This is a genomic window from Rummeliibacillus sp. GQ308, assembly GCF_059759115.1.
Window position 1 is genome coordinate 711454 of record NZ_JCAXDQ010000001.1, and the last position, 17793, is coordinate 729246.

General features: G+C 36.8%; 17 protein-coding genes. 11 read left to right on the forward strand and 6 right to left on the reverse strand.

Annotated features, from left to right (window positions below; all coding sequences use genetic code 11):
- Positions 1 to 124: 124 nt before the first annotated feature.
- The gene (locus tag AC6CHJ_RS03345; protein ID WP_498287279.1) at positions 125 to 496 is read left to right on the forward strand and encodes a VOC family protein; all 372 of its coding nucleotides are present in this window, start codon (positions 125 to 127) and stop codon (positions 494 to 496) included.
- Between the two features lie 123 nt (positions 497 to 619).
- Here the strand turns inward: AC6CHJ_RS03345 and AC6CHJ_RS03350 are convergent, their stop codons facing one another.
- A complete protein-coding gene (locus tag AC6CHJ_RS03350) occupies positions 620 to 823 on the reverse strand; it encodes a YlaI family protein (protein WP_066785092.1) in 204 nt (67 codons plus the stop codon).
- Positions 824 to 834: 11 nt separating this feature from the next.
- On the reverse strand, positions 835 to 1335 hold the full coding sequence (locus tag AC6CHJ_RS03355) for a peptidyl-prolyl cis-trans isomerase (RefSeq protein WP_147194328.1): 501 nt from the start codon (positions 1333 to 1335) through the stop codon (positions 835 to 837).
- Between the two features lie 175 nt (positions 1336 to 1510).
- On the opposite strand from AC6CHJ_RS03355, the gene AC6CHJ_RS03360 reads away from it, so the two are divergent.
- The 3 genes from AC6CHJ_RS03360 to pyc all read left to right on the forward strand — a co-directional run bounded on the left by AC6CHJ_RS03360 (position 1511) and on the right by pyc (position 6684).
- A complete protein-coding gene (locus AC6CHJ_RS03360) occupies positions 1511 to 1792 on the forward strand; it encodes an Fpa/YlaN family protein (RefSeq protein WP_066785098.1) in 282 nt (93 codons plus the stop codon).
- Between the two features lie 57 nt (positions 1793 to 1849).
- Positions 1850 to 3031, forward strand: a complete 1182-nt coding sequence (locus AC6CHJ_RS03365; RefSeq protein WP_147194325.1) for an FtsW/RodA/SpoVE family cell cycle protein — start codon at positions 1850 to 1852, stop codon at positions 3029 to 3031.
- 218 nt (positions 3032 to 3249) lie between these two features.
- Positions 3250 to 6684, forward strand: a complete 3435-nt coding sequence (gene pyc / locus AC6CHJ_RS03370; protein WP_498287281.1) for a pyruvate carboxylase — start codon at positions 3250 to 3252, stop codon at positions 6682 to 6684.
- A 133-nt stretch (positions 6685 to 6817) separates the two neighbouring features.
- On the opposite strand, the gene AC6CHJ_RS03375 is transcribed toward pyc, so the two are convergent.
- A complete protein-coding gene (locus AC6CHJ_RS03375) occupies positions 6818 to 7735 on the reverse strand; it encodes a COX15/CtaA family protein (RefSeq protein ID WP_147194319.1) in 918 nt (305 codons plus the stop codon).
- 952 nt (positions 7736 to 8687) lie between these two features.
- Here AC6CHJ_RS03375 and coxB point away from each other — a divergent pair.
- From coxB to AC6CHJ_RS03405, 6 genes are all read left to right on the forward strand, one after another.
- Positions 8688 to 9773, forward strand: coding sequence for a cytochrome c oxidase subunit II (gene coxB, locus AC6CHJ_RS03380; RefSeq protein WP_147194315.1), 1086 nt, complete (start codon positions 8688 to 8690; stop codon positions 9771 to 9773).
- 48 nt (positions 9774 to 9821) lie between these two features.
- Positions 9822 to 11693: a cytochrome c oxidase subunit I gene (ctaD, locus tag AC6CHJ_RS03385; protein ID WP_147194312.1), complete on the forward strand. Its 1872-nt coding sequence runs from the start codon at positions 9822 to 9824 to the stop codon at positions 11691 to 11693.
- Positions 11693 to 12319, forward strand: coding sequence for a cytochrome (ubi)quinol oxidase subunit III (locus AC6CHJ_RS03390; RefSeq protein ID WP_066785116.1), 627 nt, complete (start codon positions 11693 to 11695; stop codon positions 12317 to 12319). Before ctaD ends, AC6CHJ_RS03390 begins: the two co-directional genes overlap by 1 nt.
- Positions 12319 to 12651, forward strand: a complete 333-nt coding sequence (locus tag AC6CHJ_RS03395; protein ID WP_066785118.1) for a cytochrome C oxidase subunit IV family protein — start codon at positions 12319 to 12321, stop codon at positions 12649 to 12651. The genes AC6CHJ_RS03390 and AC6CHJ_RS03395 overlap by 1 nt, the downstream gene beginning before the upstream one ends.
- 154 nt (positions 12652 to 12805) lie before the next feature.
- Positions 12806 to 13723, forward strand: a complete 918-nt coding sequence (gene ctaG, locus AC6CHJ_RS03400; protein WP_498287283.1) for a cytochrome c oxidase assembly factor CtaG — start codon at positions 12806 to 12808, stop codon at positions 13721 to 13723.
- Between the two features lie 32 nt (positions 13724 to 13755).
- On the forward strand, positions 13756 to 14220 hold the full coding sequence (locus AC6CHJ_RS03405) for a DUF420 domain-containing protein (protein WP_147194309.1): 465 nt from the start codon (positions 13756 to 13758) through the stop codon (positions 14218 to 14220).
- 52 nt (positions 14221 to 14272) lie between these two features.
- On the opposite strand, the gene ytvI is transcribed toward AC6CHJ_RS03405, so the two are convergent.
- Both ytvI and AC6CHJ_RS03415 read right to left on the reverse strand, forming a co-directional pair.
- Entirely contained in the window at positions 14273 to 15355 is a 1083-nt protein-coding gene (ytvI, locus tag AC6CHJ_RS03410) for a sporulation integral membrane protein YtvI (protein WP_147194306.1), read from the reverse strand.
- 121 nt (positions 15356 to 15476) lie between these two features.
- Positions 15477 to 15830 (reverse strand): YugN family protein, encoded by a 354-nt coding sequence (locus AC6CHJ_RS03415; RefSeq protein ID WP_066785125.1) that lies wholly within the window; start codon positions 15828 to 15830, stop codon positions 15477 to 15479.
- A 142-nt stretch (positions 15831 to 15972) separates the two neighbouring features.
- Here AC6CHJ_RS03415 and AC6CHJ_RS03420 point away from each other — a divergent pair, with 142 nt between their 5' ends.
- Positions 15973 to 17028, forward strand: coding sequence for a CAP domain-containing protein (locus AC6CHJ_RS03420; protein ID WP_150283840.1), 1056 nt, complete (start codon positions 15973 to 15975; stop codon positions 17026 to 17028).
- 18 nt (positions 17029 to 17046) lie between these two features.
- Here the strand turns inward: AC6CHJ_RS03420 and AC6CHJ_RS03425 are convergent, their stop codons facing one another.
- The gene (locus AC6CHJ_RS03425; protein WP_147194300.1) at positions 17047 to 17784 is read right to left on the reverse strand and encodes an amino acid kinase family protein; all 738 of its coding nucleotides are present in this window, start codon (positions 17782 to 17784) and stop codon (positions 17047 to 17049) included.
- Between the last annotated feature and the right edge of the window lie 9 nt (positions 17785 to 17793).

A 17793-nucleotide genomic window follows, 5' to 3' on the forward strand; every position in this document is an offset into this window, starting at 1 on the left:
TTTTTTTTATGTAAGGATTGTTCTTTTGAAGAGAAGATTAATTCAATAGGGGGAAGGAAAAAGGTATATAGTAAGGGAACTATTTAATATAAGTAAAAGTATTAATAAAGGAGAATAGTCTACGATGAAGTCATTTATTGAACAAGTTCATTATATTAGATTACCTGTCAAAGATTTAGAACTCTCTGCACAATGGTATAGAGATGTACTAGGACTCCAGTTATTAAATATTACTGAGGAACGAGCAGTTATCAAAGTAAATGAAGGTTCATTTTTACTTATCTTAGTTTCGACTGGAGATGAAACATATGCGCATTTTACAATCGATAATGAGGAAGCATTTAGTATTGGCTTCACAAGTCCAAAATTATCAACATTTCATCAACACTTAATGGATAATCAAGTTAAGGTCGAAGATATACTAAAAGATGATGATGGGCATGCCTATTTCTACTTTTACGACCCCACTGGTAATAAACTTCAAGTACATTGGTAGGATTACAATATAAATTACTTTAATAACTGGCGAAATAAGAAAGGAACGTCTACAAATTAGACGTTCCCATTAGTTGTTGCATGAGATGCAACAACCCTATTTATAAAAGCTTTTATTATGAAGTTAGAAATTATCTTGCTGCAAGCTGGTATGCCGAATAAAGCGGAACTTGCCTGTCTTTAAACGTTCATGCGTTTTTTCAGATATGCGATCGTGGCATGTTTCACACATAAACGTATGAATTGGCCGATTTCGCAATTTCTTTGCAAGGGGTGAAAAATCAGGGATTTCGCTAAATTCATCGCAAATCACACATTTAACTCTCATTGTGTCCCCCCCTATTTCACCTCTAATGATGTGATTCCTTTAATAGGATTTTCAAGATTAGATCCATCATTAAATAATAAATAAACAGGGCCATCCTGTGATAACATTTTTCCTTCTTGGCTAAATTGGAAAATGAAAGTTTTGGCTTCTTCGATAGGGAAGCTATGCTGTTCACCGCTCTGTGTACCAAAAATAACAGTCGTTGCATCTGTTTTAGGTTCAGCATTTTGAATAAATGGTTCGATTTTAATGCCAAATGTGCCTGACATCATTTTTTGTCGGTCGAATTTCCGTTCTGTTTTTAAAGTTGGCGGGAAAGTAGCGCCTTCCATAATTTCGCGAGACCAAAACTTTCCGGCTTTTTCGATATACTCTTCATCAGCATCTATTTCAACGTGTTTTTCAGTGAAATATTGGTCTAAATCAAGTTTGCGGTCATCAAAAATCCATACTGTTGGATCTAATGTGATCTGAAAATTAACTTCGCCTTTTACTTGGATGATGGATTCCATAAATCTTCCTCCTCTAATCAAAACTCTTTTTTAGTATAACGCTTTTAAGAACAAGATAGAAAGAAATTATATGGTGATTCTTAATTTACTATATAGATGCTTGCAATTTCCTTTTATAAAAGATAAACTTTATTAAGATAGAATTGAAGAAATATCAGGTAATGGGGGCGTCCTCATGGATACAAAATCTCAAAATTCGTATCAGGAGAAAGCATTGGAACTCCTAATTGCCGATGCGGATAAAATAGCAAAATTAATAAGAGTACAAATGGAGCATTTGACAATGCCTCAATGTCCGTTGTATGAAGAAGTTTTAGACACGCAAATGTTTGGTTTATCGCGTGAAATTGACTTTGCAGTTAAACTTGGATTGCTTGAACGTGATAAAGGCAGAGAGATTCTCGATTCACTTGAGAAAGAATTATCTGCTTTGCACGATGCATTCACAGAGAAATAAAAGAAAACTCAAACACAACGTTGTTTGGGTTTTTTTGCTAAACGAAGAGGTAATAAAATGAAAACATATTTCAAAAAATATGCGAAGTATTTTGACTATCCTTTATTCTTTACTTTTGTACTACTATGTTTGTTCGGTTTGGTCATGATTTATAGTTCCAGTATGTTTTGGGCTGTCAATACATTAGGACAAGCACCGGATTATTTCTATAAAAGACAATTAGTCAATCTTATACTCGCAATGGTTACATTTTTAATAGGATTTATTATTCCATACAAGCGCTATAAAGACCGCAGGATGATGCTATTTATAATCGGCGCCATGTTATTTTTATTAATCGCAGTCTTTTTTGTAGGGTATAGCCCTGGTAATTCTGGCGCAAAGAGTTGGCTGAATCTTGGTCTATTTAACTTACAGCCCTCCGAATTGGCTAAGCTAGGTATGATCCTTTACTTTGCAGCCTTTTTCACTAAAAAACGTGAGACAGGTAAAATAGATATAATTAATGAATCAATCGTGCCGCCTATTGGTGTGTTTATGGTTGTATTATTCTTTATTGCTCTGGAACCTGATATGGGGGCAATCGGCTTGTTAACGATCATTGTCCTTTCCGTAATGGCGGCAAGTGGCATGAAATTTAAGACATTCGGAAAAATTATCGGCACGCTAATAGGTGGTATGCTCGCTGTATTTTTACTTTTGTTTATTTTCAAAGATTCATTTTTTACAGAACGTAGAATGGGGCGTTTAAAAGCATATCTGGATCCTTTTAAGGACGCGGATGCCTTTGGATATCAAATGGTAAATGGATATTATGCTATTGGCTCAGGTGGAGTGAAGGGACTTGGTTTAGGCCAGTCTGTTCAAAAAATGGGCTACCTTCCAGAGCCGCAGACTGACTTTATCCTAGCGATTATTTCAGAGGAGTTGGGGACTTTCGGGATTGCAGTTGTTCTGTTTGGCTTAGGTTTTATTGTCTATCGATCAATGCGTATTGCCATCAAAGCAAAAGATCCATTAGCTCGAATGATCGCTGCTGGAGTCGGTAGTTGGATTGGCATTCAAACATTTGTCAATGTTGGTGGATTGAGCGGTATTATTCCACTAACAGGTGTTCCGCTTCCATTTATAAGTTATGGCGGTACCTCAGTAATTTTGTTATCTTTAGCTATGGGGATATTAGCCAATGTTTCTATGATGGTTAAAAGAGAACAATATAAAAATGAAAGATTAGAATAAAAGTTTCTTCTCAGTTTTGGGATATTAATTTGATGTGTAAAGAATATGTAGCTATGAATCTCTCGAGTGATGATAAGCCTCAATTTATTTATTAGGAGGCTTGTCGGTCACTACAATGAGAAATTCTTGTATTTTATTCCTGTAAAACACATCAAATTTTTATTATATATTTCTGTTTTTCTTTTAGACTAGCTATTATACTTTAAGGAGGATTTACTATGCCAATTAGTAAAATTTTAGTTGCTAATCGCGGTGAAATTGCCATTCGAGTTTTTAGAGCTTGCACAGAAATGAACATTAAAACAGTTGCTATTTATTCAAGAGAAGACAGCGGGTCTTTCCATCGTTATAAGGCTGACGAGGCTTATCTTGTAGGAAGCGGCAAGAAACCGATCGAGGCATATTTAGATATCGAGGGGATTTTAACGATTGCCAAGGAGTCGGGAGCAGATGCCATTCACCCAGGCTACGGTTTTTTATCTGAAAATTTAGACTTTGCAAAACGTTGTGAAGAAGAAGGCATTCTCTTTATTGGCCCTAAGTCCAAGCACTTAGATATGTTTGGAGATAAGGTTAAAGCACGTGAACAGGCGATTACTGCAGGAATACCAGTCATTCCTGGTTCTAACGGTCCGGTCGAAACCATTGAAGAGGTCAGGGCATTTGCAGATGAATATGGCTATCCTATTATGATTAAAGCGGCTCTTGGCGGCGGTGGACGAGGCATGCGCGTTGTACATAAAGCAGAAGAAGCACAAGAAGCTTATAATCGGGCGAAATCAGAAGCAAAGGCAGCTTTTGGTTCTGATGAAGTGTACGTTGAAAAATGTATACTACGACCAAAACATATTGAAGTACAAATATTAGGTGATGATCAGGGGAATATTGTTCACTTATACGAACGCGACTGTTCAATCCAACGACGTCATCAAAAAGTAGTAGAAATTGCTCCGTCTAATTCGATATCACAAAGCTTACGAGAAAGAATTTGTGAAGCGGCAGTCAAACTAATGAAAAATGTAGATTATGTTAATGCGGGTACGGTGGAATTTTTAGTGGCAGAAGATGCGTTTTATTTCATTGAGGTCAATCCACGTATTCAAGTTGAGCATACAATTACGGAAATGGTGACAGGAATTGATATTGTCCATGCACAAATTAACATTGCCAATGGCTATGATTTGCATGGTAGCGAGATTAATATACCAAATCAATCTAAAATACCGCTCTTTGGCTTTGCAATACAATCAAGGGTAACAACAGAGGATCCACAAAACAACTTTATGCCTGACACAGGCAAGTTAATGGTATATCGTTCAAGCGGTGGGTTCGGTGTAAGACTAGATGCAGGGAACGGCTTCCAAGGAGCTGTTATATCACCTCACTATGACTCTTTATTAGTAAAAGTATCAACTTGGGGAAATACATTTAAAGAAGCTGCAGCTAAAATGGATCGAAATCTACAAGAGTTTCGTATTCGTGGTATCAAAACAAATATCCCGTTTCTAGAAAATGTCGTTAAGCATCCTAATTTTATTAATGGAGCATTTGATACGAGCTTTATTGATACGACGCCGGAATTATTTTTATTCAAGCTTGCAAGAGACCGCGGTACTAAATTACTTAGCTACATCGGCAATGTGACGGTAAATGGGTTCCCAGGCATTGAGAAAAAATCAAAGCCTCTTTTTACAAAAGCACATAAGCCGCCAATTGACCGCAAAATTGTTATACCAGGCGGTACTAAGCAAATCTTAGATGAGAGAGGCGCTGACGGATTAGTAAAGTGGATTCGCGAGCAAGATGATCTGTTATTGACAGATACAACGATGAGAGACGCCCACCAATCGCTTCTTGCTACACGTGTGCGTTCATATGATATGTATGAAATTGCAGAAGAGACCTCCAGAATCATGGACAATTTTTTCTCACTGGAAATGTGGGGAGGGGCAACATTCGATGTAGCATACCGATTCTTAAAGGAAGATCCTTGGGAGCGATTAATCACACTACGTGAAAAAATACCAAACGTATTATTCCAAATGCTAATGCGAGGATCCAATGCAGTAGGTTACAAAAACTATCCAGACAATTTAATTAAAGAATTTATTCAAAAGTCTGCTCAAGCAGGTATTGACGTATTCCGTATTTTTGATAGCCTTAACTGGATCAAAGGAATGGAAGTGGCCATTGATGCAGCTAGAGATGCGGGAAAAGTTGCCGAAGCGGCCATTTGCTATACAGGAGACATCTTAGATGACTCAAGAGCAAAGTATACAGTACAGTACTATAAAGATATGGCGAAGGAATTGGAGGCCGCTGGTGCTCATATATTAGCGATAAAGGATATGGCCGGTCTTTTAAAACCAGAGGCAGCCTATCGACTAATTTCTGAATTGAAAGAATCAACGGAGTTGCCTATACATTTGCATACACATGATACAAGCGGGAATGGCATTTATTTATATGCCAAAGCAGCTGAAGCAGGTGTAGACATTATAGATACAGCTTTAGGGGCTATGGCTGGCTTAACATCACAACCAAGTGCAAACAGCTTGTATTATGCAATGAAAGGCAATAAACGGCATGTACGGGCTAATATCGAAGGCTTAGAAAGACTCTCAACCTATTGGGAAGATGTTAGAAAGTATTATAAGGATTTTGAGAGTGGCATGATTAGTCCTCATTCTGAAATTTATGTGCATGAAATGCCAGGAGGCCAGTACAGCAATCTCCAACAACAAGCAAAGGGAGTAGGCCTTGGCGATCGTTTTGAAGAAGTGAAAAAGATGTATGCACGCGTGAACTTATTGTTTGGGGATATTGTTAAAGTCACCCCATCTTCTAAAGTGGTAGGAGATATGGCATTATTCATGGTGCAAAATGGCTTAGATGAAAAATCAGTTATTGAAAGAGGCCATGCTATCGATTTCCCGGATTCAGTCATTGAATTTTTTGAGGGCTATATTGGCCAACCTTATGGTGGTTTTCCGAAAGAGCTGCAAAAAGCTGTGTTAAAGGATCGAGTACCCATTACTGATAGACCTGGAAAATTGCTTGCTCCAATTGATTTCACACAAATACGAGATAATCTCTTTAACAAATATAATCGCCCTATAAACAGTCATGAAGTATTAGCTTCCGCATTGTATCCGAAAGTATTTGAAGAATATATGGAAACTGTTTCGAAGTTTGGCAATGTATCTGTATTAGATACATTAACATTCTTATACGGCATGAAATTAGGCGAAGAAATAGAAGTGGAAATAGAAAAAGGAAAAACTCTTATTGTTAAATTGGTCTCAATTGGAGAGCCGCAGCATGACGGAACGCGTGTGCTTTATTTTGAGTTAAATGGACAATCCCGTGAAATTGTGATTCAAGATATGACAGTTGAAGTAGCTGGAGAGCGTAAGCCAAAAGCCAACCCATCTAACGCCAACCAAATTGGTGCAACTATGCCTGGTACTGTCTTGAAGGTAGTTGTTTCGCCAGGAAGTGAAGTAAAACGGGGCGAGCATATTTTAATTACTGAGGCGATGAAAATGGAAACTACTGTTCAGGCGCCAAAAGATGGCGTGATTAAAGAAGTACACGTTAAAGAAGGCGATGCCATCTCAACCGGAGACTTGCTTATTGAAATTGAGTCTTAAGCAGAAATGTTAGCTTTCTAATCAATTGCTTTAATGTCAAACTGAGAAGAAAGAAGAAGAGGCTATCCTGTTAAGTTTAACAGAACGCCTCTTCTTTTCATTTTGTGTTTAATACTTTTGCAATAACAAAATATTATTTTTTAGCCTGGTGGCTGCTTCTGGATATCAGCATTATCATGTAGCATAGTAAGCCGAATAATAAAGAAATAAATAACGTATGTAAAAGCGCAACAACGATATTTAGCCTAGTTAATACAACGCCCATGCCGGCAATGACTTGGCAACAGACAATTATAAGTGCGATAATCCAACTCCAATAAAGTACCGGCTGTTTTTTATAATGCTTGATAACATGTATAGCGATAATAAGAACCCAAATAAAAATTAAGCCTGCTGCTAAACGGTGGCCCATTTGCACCCATTCATAAAAGTTACCTGGTAGAACCATTTGATCATTACGACATAATGGCCAATCAGGACAGATTAAACTAGAATTTGTATGGCGAACAAGGGCTCCAGTATATACAACAAGATAGGAATAAATAGTAACGCCGATCGTGTTCCATTTTAATACGCCCCCAATGTGAACGTTGTTCGCATTAAATTTCTGGTCTACTTCAAAAATAATTAATGTGAGTAAGAAAACAGCTGCAAAAGAAATGAGAGAAATACCAAAATGCAGAGCTAAAATAAAATCTCCTTGTCCCCAAAGCACTTGGGCTGCACCAATTAATGCTTGCGCGATCAAAAAGAAGAGCGCAAGAAAAGAAAGGAATTTAACTTCCCTAACATGTCCAAGTTTTCGCCAAGACCAAAAAGATAATATAAAGATTAAGATAGATACCGAACCTGTCACAACACGATGAGAAAATTCAATTAAAATTTCTGGAGTAATATGTGTTGGTATTAAGGAACCGTTGCAATCAGGCCAGTTTCTGCCGCAACCCATTCCACTGTCAGTTTTGGTGACCAAAGCTCCACCCAGTAATATGAGCGCCATTCCAATTGTTGCAGCAACAGCAAACCACTTCATGTATTTACTTTGTTGCATATTTTGACACCTACTTTATCTATAGTAATCACGTAACGTGTGATACTTTCAATCTCGATAATATCGAAAATATTACCAAAAAACAACTTGTAAAAAAAATTGGTAATCTATCGGTCTATTTATTTCACAAAATGTTCATAAATTCGTTTCACATCCTTCACATTATTAGTGGTTAAAATGATTTACTATAGATATGTTGTGTTATGGTTACCAATTATTCCAGCGCGTCGACACGAAATTTTGCTTTTCGTCTAGAAATAATCGCATTTTTTGGTTATAGTATGTTTAACGGAATGTGCTTATCAAATTGAATTGAAGGGTAAAATGTCTATTAGGCGAACTATGTCTAAACAGGCATTTAAACTTATTTTCTTTTTGGAGCGAAGTTTTGTTATTTAGGCATAGAATGCTGCCGGCGTGTGGAGACTAGCAGGATTATAACTGTCGTTTTATATTCAATGTGGTCTAAAGCGAAAGCGTGGGAGCAAATTACAGCTGATATTTCAAGGATGTACTGAAATTTTGGCTTGACTGCCGTTGGATGATTATGAAGTAGTAGATATTTTTTGTAGATGTATATTTGCATCCTTTTAGCTTGGTAACCTCCTTCTTTACTTTGTGATTGCAAAGATGAATGATTGATTTTACCAGTGTAGGCATAGCTCTTATATCCGTTTCCGTTTTACCGTCCAAACTAGTTTGATTTTATTTAATACTACGATTAAGTTGGTTTGTACTTGCATTGAAGTTTTTTAGGCTGAGAAACGATTTCTCTTGGGCGAATAAAGAGTTTATTTACTCATTAGACTGTATGGCAGTGGCAAAAGTTCCATTGAATATATTCAAAGCCTTTATAACTACGGAGTTCTTTCTTTTTAAAGAATTCATATAAAACAACCACAGTCCTGGTTACACATGAAATACAACAAAGAAAGAGGGGTTTAATTAAGCTATGATGAAAGGGCTTAAAAAGTGGCGTCTATTTGCATTGCTAACAGCACTTATTGTTTTCCTTTCGGGTTGTGGCAAAAACTATTTATCAACTTTAACACCCGCTGGTGAAGTTGGTAGAGAACAACACAACTTACTGCTTTTAGCAACGGCTATCATGACGCTTGTTATTTTGGTAGTAGTAGTAATCTATGTACTTGCAATCATCAAATTCCGACGCAAAAAAGTTGGAGAAAATGTTATTCCTAAGCAAGTAGAAGGCAGTACTACTTTAGAAGTGCTTTGGACAGTAATTCCAATCATTTTACTTCTAATCTTAGCTGTTCCAACAGTTGCACTTACTTACAAATTTGCTGATACGAAAGCTATGGATGCAAAAGACGCTGATGGTAAAGCAAAAGCTGTAACTGTAAATGTTACTGCAAAATTATATTGGTGGCAATTTGAGTATCCAAACGAAGGAATCGTTACTTCACAAGAATTAGTTGTTCCTACAGGTGAAAAAGTTTACTTTAACCTTAAATCAGGAGACGTAAAACATTCATTCTGGATCCCGACTATCGGTGGTAAAATGGATACAAACGTTGAAAACATCAACAAATTTTACTTAGAATTTGACAAAGAATCAAAAGATCTTGAAACAGGAGTCTTCTACGGTAAATGTGCTGAGCTTTGCGGTCCTTCCCATGCATTAATGGACTTTAAAGTAAAAACATTGAGCAAAGCAGACTTTAATAACTGGGTTTCTGAAATGAAAGCATCTAAAAACCATGTAGCTTCAGGAGACTTGGAAAAACAAGGTGAAGATATCTTTAAAACAAGCTGTATTACTTGCCATGCTGTATCTGGCGATGGTAAAGGTACAGGGATTGCACCTAACTTAGCAACATTTGGTGACCGTAACCGCGTTGCAGGTGTGCTTGACCATAATAAAAAAGAAATTAAAAAGTGGATTAACGATCCACAATCTGTAAAACCGGGCAATACAATGCCTCAACCTGAAAAAATTAATAATGGCAAGAAATTCTCAGATCAAGAGCTAGATGCATTGGCTGCATATTTAATGGGCTTATCTGTAGAAAAATAATACTTAATGTAAAAATTTAATTGAATTATTTTGAAGGAGGTTAAGGTTGTGAGCTCAACTGCAAAGAAAAAGGGCTTTGGCGCAACTATATGGGACTATTTAACAACAGTCGACCATAAAAAAATCGCCATTCTTTACCTACTTGCCGGTACACTTTTCTTCGTCATCGGCGGTATCGAAGCAATGCTCATTCGTATCCAACTTGCAAAACCAGATAATGATTTTGTAAGTGCGGGTCTCTTTAATGAAATTATAACAATGCACGGGACAACAATGATTTTCCTTGCTGCCATGCCGTTGTTATTTGCATTCATGAACGCTGTTGTACCACTACAAATTGGTGCACGAGACGTAGCGTTTCCATTCCTAAACTCACTAGGCTTCTGGTTATTTTTCTGGGGTGGTATTTTCTTAAATCTTTCTTGGTTCTTAGGCGGAGCTCCTGATGCTGGTTGGACTTCATACGCATCATTATCACTAGCATCTGCTGGTCATGGTATTGACTTCTATGCAGTCGGTTTGCAAATCGCCGGTGCTGGTACGTTAATATCAGGGATCAACTTTATCGTAACAATTGTAAATATGCGCGCACCAGGTATGACATTTATGCGTATGCCTTTAATGACATGGACAACATTCATTGCCAGCGCATTAATCTTATTCGCATTCCCACCATTAACAATTGGTCTATTCTTCTTGATTTTCGACCGTATGTTTGGTTCGAATTTCTTTGACCATACAATGGGTGGTAATACAATTATTTGGGAACATTTATTCTGGATCTTTGGACACCCTGAAGTATATATCTTAGTACTTCCTGCGTTTGGTATTTATTCAGAGATTATTCCTGTATTCGCACGTAAACGCCTATTTGGTTATTCATCAATGGTATTTGCAACAATTTTAATCGGTTTCCTAGGCTTCATGGTTTGGGCTCACCACATGTTCACTGTAGGTCTTGGTGCTACTGCTAATGCTATCTTTGCTATTGCGACTATGGCTATCGCAGTACCAACTGGTATGAAAGTGTTCAACTGGCTATGTACAATGTGGGGCGGTTCTATCAAAGTTACCACGCCTATGCTTTATGCACTTGGTTTCATTCCATCGTTTGTTGCTGGTGGTGTGACTGGGGTAATGCAAGCTGCAGCTCCTGTCGATTACCAATTGCATGATTCTTACTTTATCGTAGCTCACTTCCACTATGTAATCGTTGGTGGGATTGTCCTAGCATTATTGGCTGCTACTCATTTCTACTGGCCGATTATGTTTAATAGAATGTTAAATGAAACATTAGGAAAGATTACGTTTGTGTTCTTCTTTATTGGTTTCCATCTAACATTCTTCATCCAACATTTCTTAGGTTTAATGGGTATGCCTCGTCGTGTATTCACATACCTTCCAAATCAAGGATTAGATACATTTAACTTAATTTCAACTGTCGGTGCATTCTTCATGGCAATTGGGGTTATCCTATTAGTTATAAATGTAATTATTACATCAATTAAAGGGCAACCTTGTGGACGCGACCCTTGGGGCGACGGACGTACGCTTGAATGGGCTATCCCACAACCAATACCTTTTTATAACTTTAAACAAACACCACTTGTACGTGGGCTAGATACTTTCTGGATTGAAAAAATGGAAGGAAACAAAGAAGGTATGTCATATGCTGAACCAATTTCAGATATCCATATGCCAAACAATTCTTTCATTCCATTCGTAATGGTAATCGGTCTATTCGTAGCTGGTTTCGGTGCTCTTTATAATCAAGATGCAGATAAACCTTGGTCACTTGTAGCGTTGATTGTTGGATTAGCTATCACATTAGGTGCTATGATTGTACGTTCTCTTAAAGATGATCTTGGATATCATATTCACAAAGAAGATTTATTGAATGACAAAGGGGGTAATGAATAATGAATTTAAAATCTAAATTCACCCCACAATCTTGGCCTGAACATCCAGAACTTTCTACTGCAGAAGGTAAAAATAAGGTAGTGGGCTTCTGGATCTTCCTTGGTGGAGAAACAGTGTTATTTGCTACTTTGTTTGCAACATTCTTGGCACTTAAAAACAAAGGGCCAAGTGGAATGGAATTCACTACTCAAAATTTATTTGAATTACCTCTTGCATTTATCATGACGATGTTGCTTTTAACATCTTCATTAACAAGTGTTTATGCAATGTACCATATGAAGAACTACAATTTTAAAGGTATGCAAGCTTGGTTGGCGATCACTGTATTGCTTGGCCTTGGCTTCTTAGGCTTAGAAATTTACGAGTTCACTCACTATGTGCATGAAGGATTTACTTTCTCACAAAGTGCATTTGGATCTTCTTTCTATACATTAGTTGGAACTCATGGATTGCACGTTGTGATTGGTTTAGCTTGGATTGTATTGTTAATGGTTCGAAATGCAGGACGTGGTTTAAACCTTTACAATGCACCTAAGTATTTTATTGCTTCATTGTATTGGCACTTTATTGATGTTGTTTGGGTATTCATCTTCACAGTAGTTTACTTGATGGGAGTGATTAAATAATGTCACATGATGTCCATGTAGAAGCACGAAGCGAGGAAGAGTATAAATATAATCGTCGTAAAGCTAGCCAAGCGATGCGTAACCAAGTTACTGTTTTTGCGATTATGATATTCTTGACATTTGTCGCTTTCGCCACTGTTCAAGCTGGATTCTCAGCATTCCTAGTAGTCCCTTTGATCTTATTGTTTGCAGGAGTTCAAGTTGCACTTCAACTGTATTACTTTATGCACTTAAGCGAAAAGGGAACAGGCATTATGCAGTTCTTCATGTATTCTGGCATGATCGTTGCATTTACAATGATTCTAGCTTTTGTAACAATTATTTGGTGGTAATTAAGAAAGAACCAAGCTCTTTAGCTTGGTTCTTTTTTTGCACTAAAGTAAAATAAGATACAGTACGCTTAGTGGAAATGTCATGAATCGTTCATTGTAGTTTCATCTGAACGACTATATAATGTAGGTAGTGAATAAAAAGGAGCGAAGATTAATGCCTCTAAGTATTTTCGGTTTCCGAGCAATGTGGAGTCCGGGCCTAATAATTGTATTAGTATTCCTAACCATTCTTTACTTTTTGATAACAATGAAGTGGAGGAAGGATTTTAAAAATAGTCTACCTTTAAAAAAGGGTGAAGCTATATCATTCCTTATTGCCATGTTATTAGTCTATACCGTCATTGGCTCTCCAATAGATTTAATGTCGCACATTATGTTTACTATGCATATGGTGCAAATGGCTTTATTGCTGCTTTTAATCCCTATATTTATTATCATGGGTATTCCAAATTGGTTATGGAAAACGGTAATCAATTTACCTTATATTAAACCAATATTTCACTTCATGACTAAACCAATTTTTGCTATTATCTTTTTTGTATTAATGTTTTCCGTGTATCATTTACCGATTCTCTTCGACTATATTAAGCTACATGAAACATTACATTCGCTTTATACATTTATTCTTTTCCTCTCTGCTTTGTTTATGTATTGGCCTTTGCTTAATACGGTGGAGGATGAGCCTAAAATGAAGAATTTGAATAAGTTGTTTTATATTATTGCAAATGCCGTTTTAATAACACCAGCATGCGCATTGATTATTTTTTCTAACACGCCTTTCTATGTAACATATACAGATGGTGCTATGTGGATGAAAGCGATGGCGCTTTGTGTCCCGGCCTCTACTTTACAAGGTCTAACATTGTCTGGTCCTGAATTGTTTACAAGCATGTCATCCCTAGAAGATCAACAATTAGGCGGGGTACTTATGAAAATAATTCAAGAAATTATTTTCGCAGTAGTGTTAGGTCGCGTATTTATTACTTGGTATAGAGATGAGCAAGAAAATGCGGACCAAATTACACAAGATGCATTAAAAGAAAGACAACGACTTTATGGAAATCAATTTTAAACTAAATAATATTATTTGTGAGGAGAAGAAGTATGAGTTTGCCTCTGTTACCGACAATTAGTACCTCTTTTATTGTATTAAGTGCAATACTTATTGCGATCGGTTGGGTTTTAATAAAACAAAGAAAAATTGAAGCGCACAAAAAAACTATGATTGCTGCTGCCATTTCTGCATTATTGTTCTTCCTGATATATGTATCAAGAACAGTGTTTATTGGAAATACAGCTTTTGGTGGACCGGAGCATTTAAAAATTTATTATACAATATTCCTTGTTTTCCACATTACATTAGCAACTGTGGGAGCAGTGTTTGGGATTATTACGCTAATTGCTGGGTTTACGAATAAATTAGAGCGTCATCGAAAAATCGCTCCAATAACTAGTATTATTTGGTTTTTCGTAGCAATTACTGGCGTCGCTGTATACCTACTGCTCTATGTTTTCTTTAGTGGGGGTCCTACAACTTCTGTTATTAAAGCTATATTAAATAATCACTAAACCTATGGACAAACTATAAGCAAGAACAAAAAGGCTACTTTCTGCGAAGAAGTTAGCCTTTTTGTTTTTCATTAATAAATATCCAGCTTTGCCTGAATTGTTTCACTACAACAATCAGAATGGCAAAAATGGGTCCGATAAAGAAACCGATAACACCGAAAATCTCAAAACCAACATACATACAAATCAGCGTTGTAAGCGGAGGAAGCCCTAGATGACTACTTGTTACTTTTGTTTCGAGTATCTGTCTTAGCGCAATGATGACAATCGTTAATATAAGCAGAATAGTGCCAGTCAAGGTATCACCGTTTAACAGATTAAAACCAGCCCATGGCAGGAGTACCATCATACCACCTAAAAGAGGCAACAAATCGACAAACCATATTAGGAGTGCCATGAACAATGCGTATTTAGGTATAATGAATAGTAAAACACAGAGAGTGACAAAGAAAATGGCTGAACTTACAATCAATTGCGCTTTCACAAAATCAAAAGCCCCTTTTTTAAAATGTTGATAGAAGAGAGCAATAAAGGTGCTATGTTCAAGACGAGTCCACTTTCGAAATGAAGCGATGATTTGGGGATATTCAAGCATTAGATAGTAAAGAGCTAAAAAATAAATAAATAGCTTGAAGATTTGAGAGGGGATATGCTGAAATAGATTGAGCATACGATCTGCCTCAACATAGTTAGTTGCCAATTCTTGTAAGCTAATTAACATGTCTCCAATCCAAGATTGAATGGATAAGATAATAGGGCGTGGCAGATCATGGGTCATCGTTGAGATTTTAGATTGTAGCATTATCCAATTCTCATTTAGCGTAGCTATTAAATGGGGCACCCATATGGAGAGTTCATTGATTTTTATGAGAATAACCGTGTAGAGCAAATAACAGCAAATAAGGATACATATACTGAAAATAATAAAAAAGATAAATACGATAAAGCGTCTGCTTTTCCTCCAATTTTTTTCAACTTTCTTTACAAGGGGATTTAGTAATAGTGCCGTTAAAAAAGCTAAGAGGATGGGGCGTGCGTATAAAAAGGAGAAAACTGCGACTATAACAATGAGAATTAAAGGCCAGTACTTTATAAAAAATTGTTGAATCGGTTGTATCATCTTATCATCACCCATAACTATTTGACATAGTGTGTGAAGTTTTCTCCAAATTATGCAAATAGAATCTACAGCCGCTCGATAGGACAAATAAAATAGACATATCAACTAGTGATATGTCTATAAAAGTATGAAAATATTAAAATTGCTCTAACTCATTTGCTAATGCTGCTAATTCTTGTTGACAAGTTTTCACAACTTGTGCAGGATAAATTTCATTGTCTCCATATTCTACGCCATGTGGGAAATAGTGCTTGCCTAGAACTGGTTTAGAAAGTGTGATAATAGAATCGTTAGATCCATTGTCACCTTCTTTTGAAATCCCAAACACGCGTAGATAATAAGTGCCTTCAGTGACTACGAATTTACGATCCCATGTGATACGTTCATAGTCCCAGCCTGTAGCACGGATTAATCCGTGTTTCTCCATTAAATCATCAAGTAAAGTAATATGTGCGCTTTTGTTTTCAAGTCCCGTATTTTCAAAATACATTGCAAAATCCTCCTTCGACTCTTTCGTACAATATAGGTTCCATTTTATAATAGAGCAAAATAACGTTTGTTGCAATGGCAACATTGTTAATCAGCCGAAGGTATAGGTATAATAAGTATAACAACAAATTGGAGAGGTTAACTTGAAAGTATTATGGAGAGTTTTAATTATATTAGCAGTACTACTAATTGTATTTTTTTACTTAAATCAACCAGTCAAAGAAAATGAGCCTTTAAAAGCACCAAATTCGAATGGAAAGGTAATTCCGCAAAATAAAGCACCCAGCAATCTAAATCAAAATACGGTTGAACGGCCAACCAGTGGTTTATCCACATTAGTCGGCCAATCAACCAAAGAGTTACAGAAGACACTAGGAGAACCAACACGCAAGAGTCCTTCTGGTTACGATTTTGATTGGTGGGTGTATCCGCTATCCGATGCGAATTATGTTTTAGCTGGCGTAGAGCATGGAAAAGTGAAGCAACTATATATTGCCGGTAAGGAAGCTGAGGCCCTGCCTTTTAAAATAGGCCAGGGAATTGATGAACTTTATCGCAATACAATCACAGATTCAGAAGTGACGGTAAAGATTAATGATAATATCTATACATTTGTATTAAACGAAGAGGATTTACAAACGCGCATTTTAGTCATGTATGAAGGTTTATATGTCCAATTATACTTCGACAAAATAGATAAATCGTTAGAGGCTGTTCGTTTTATTGATGGAGAAACATTAGTTAAACAACACCCATACGACATGACTTATATGGGAGATATGATAACACCTTCTGTTCCTTCCTCGTTTAAACAACAGGAAATAGATCGAGAAAATCAACTACAATTGTTTGAGTTGACGAATGTATATAGAAATCAAAAAGGTTTAGAGACATTATCATCGAAAGATGATTTAAACCAACTTGCAATGGAGCATAGCGAAAAGCTTGCTAAAAATAAAATTTCGCAAGAAGAACAAAAAAATGATGCGTTTAAAGATCGCTTGAAAAATGCCGACATTCAATTTGAATCTGCGGGCGAGAATGTGACAGAGGATTATTTAGATGCACCAGAAGCTGTCAATGGATTGCTAAATTCCGAAAAGCATCGTGATACATTATTAAATGAACAATTTAATGAGATAGGCACGGGTGTCTTTGATAAACATTTTACACAGGTATTTATTGAAAGGGTTCAGTAAACCAACTTACTGCATCTTTCAAACATTTGGATAAACTATTGTTCCACGTTCATTTGAAAATACGTTTCGTATATGCAGCGTGAGTTGGTGTTTTCTAGCCAATTCCGCTGCTTTTATTTGGACGATGGGATGTGTATTATTTAATAGCTTTAAAAATTCACTATAAGAAAGAGACTCAATCAGTTTTACATCTTTCTCTATGTGTGGATCTCCAGTCATAACCCCGGGTACATCCTTATAATATTCAACGATTGAGCTTGGCAAATGTGCTCCCAGAACAGCAGCTGTTAGATCACTACCTCCTCTGCCAAGTGTCGCAATTTCTCCTTGAAGGGTAGTTCCTTGAAAGCCGGGAACTACAATACAATCAAAATCTTTTAAGTCATATAAAAGATTTTCGCAGTTTATATCTATAATTTCAGCATCTCCAAAGTGCTCTGTTGTAGTAATGCCAAGTTTCGGCCCGTAAACTAGTAAATTGTCAATTCCGAATTCCTTTAATTCTGAGGAAAGGACGGCAGCAGCCATTAACTCCCCGCACGCCGCAACTAGATCCTTTGCCTTTGCAGTTTCTTGCAATGCCTCGGTAATATTCAGCAGCGTATCGGTAGCATAAGGGTCTCCTTTTCTGCCAATTGCCGATACAATTACTACTGTTTTTCCATGTTCTTGTATCGCCCTATTAATATGGTGGAGGCAATGCACACGCGATTCTTTCGATTGCATAGCAATTCCGCCAAATTTTTGAATAATCATTTTGTAACT

Excerpts from the sequence above, each read along its gene's own strand:
- AC6CHJ_RS03395 (WP_066785118.1), top strand. The coding sequence starts at position 12,319 with ATGTCACATGATGTCCATGTAGAAGCACGAAGCGAGGAAGAGTATAAA.
- AC6CHJ_RS03365 (WP_147194325.1), top strand. The coding sequence starts at position 1,850 with ATGAAAACATATTTCAAAAAATATGCGAAGTATTTTGACTATCCTTTA.
- AC6CHJ_RS03355 (WP_147194328.1), bottom strand. The coding sequence starts at position 1,335 with ATGGAATCCATCATCCAAGTAAAAGGCGAAGTTAATTTTCAGATCACA.
- AC6CHJ_RS03345 (WP_498287279.1), top strand. The coding sequence starts at position 125 with ATGAAGTCATTTATTGAACAAGTTCATTATATTAGATTACCTGTCAAA.
- AC6CHJ_RS03360 (WP_066785098.1), top strand. The coding sequence starts at position 1,511 with ATGGATACAAAATCTCAAAATTCGTATCAGGAGAAAGCATTGGAACTC.
- ytvI (WP_147194306.1), bottom strand. The coding sequence starts at position 15,355 with ATGGGTGATGATAAGATGATACAACCGATTCAACAATTTTTTATAAAG.
- coxB (WP_147194315.1), top strand. The coding sequence starts at position 8,688 with ATGATGAAAGGGCTTAAAAAGTGGCGTCTATTTGCATTGCTAACAGCA.
- AC6CHJ_RS03415 (WP_066785125.1), bottom strand. The coding sequence starts at position 15,830 with ATGTATTTTGAAAATACGGGACTTGAAAACAAAAGCGCACATATTACT.
- AC6CHJ_RS03350 (WP_066785092.1), bottom strand. The coding sequence starts at position 823 with ATGAGAGTTAAATGTGTGATTTGCGATGAATTTAGCGAAATCCCTGAT.
- ctaG (WP_498287283.1), top strand. The coding sequence starts at position 12,806 with ATGCCTCTAAGTATTTTCGGTTTCCGAGCAATGTGGAGTCCGGGCCTA.
- AC6CHJ_RS03405 (WP_147194309.1), top strand. The coding sequence starts at position 13,756 with ATGAGTTTGCCTCTGTTACCGACAATTAGTACCTCTTTTATTGTATTA.
- AC6CHJ_RS03375 (WP_147194319.1), bottom strand. The coding sequence starts at position 7,735 with ATGCAACAAAGTAAATACATGAAGTGGTTTGCTGTTGCTGCAACAATT.
- AC6CHJ_RS03390 (WP_066785116.1), top strand. The coding sequence starts at position 11,693 with ATGAATTTAAAATCTAAATTCACCCCACAATCTTGGCCTGAACATCCA.
- pyc (WP_498287281.1), top strand. The coding sequence starts at position 3,250 with ATGCCAATTAGTAAAATTTTAGTTGCTAATCGCGGTGAAATTGCCATT.
- AC6CHJ_RS03425 (WP_147194300.1), bottom strand. The coding sequence starts at position 17,784 with ATGATTATTCAAAAATTTGGCGGAATTGCTATGCAATCGAAAGAATCG.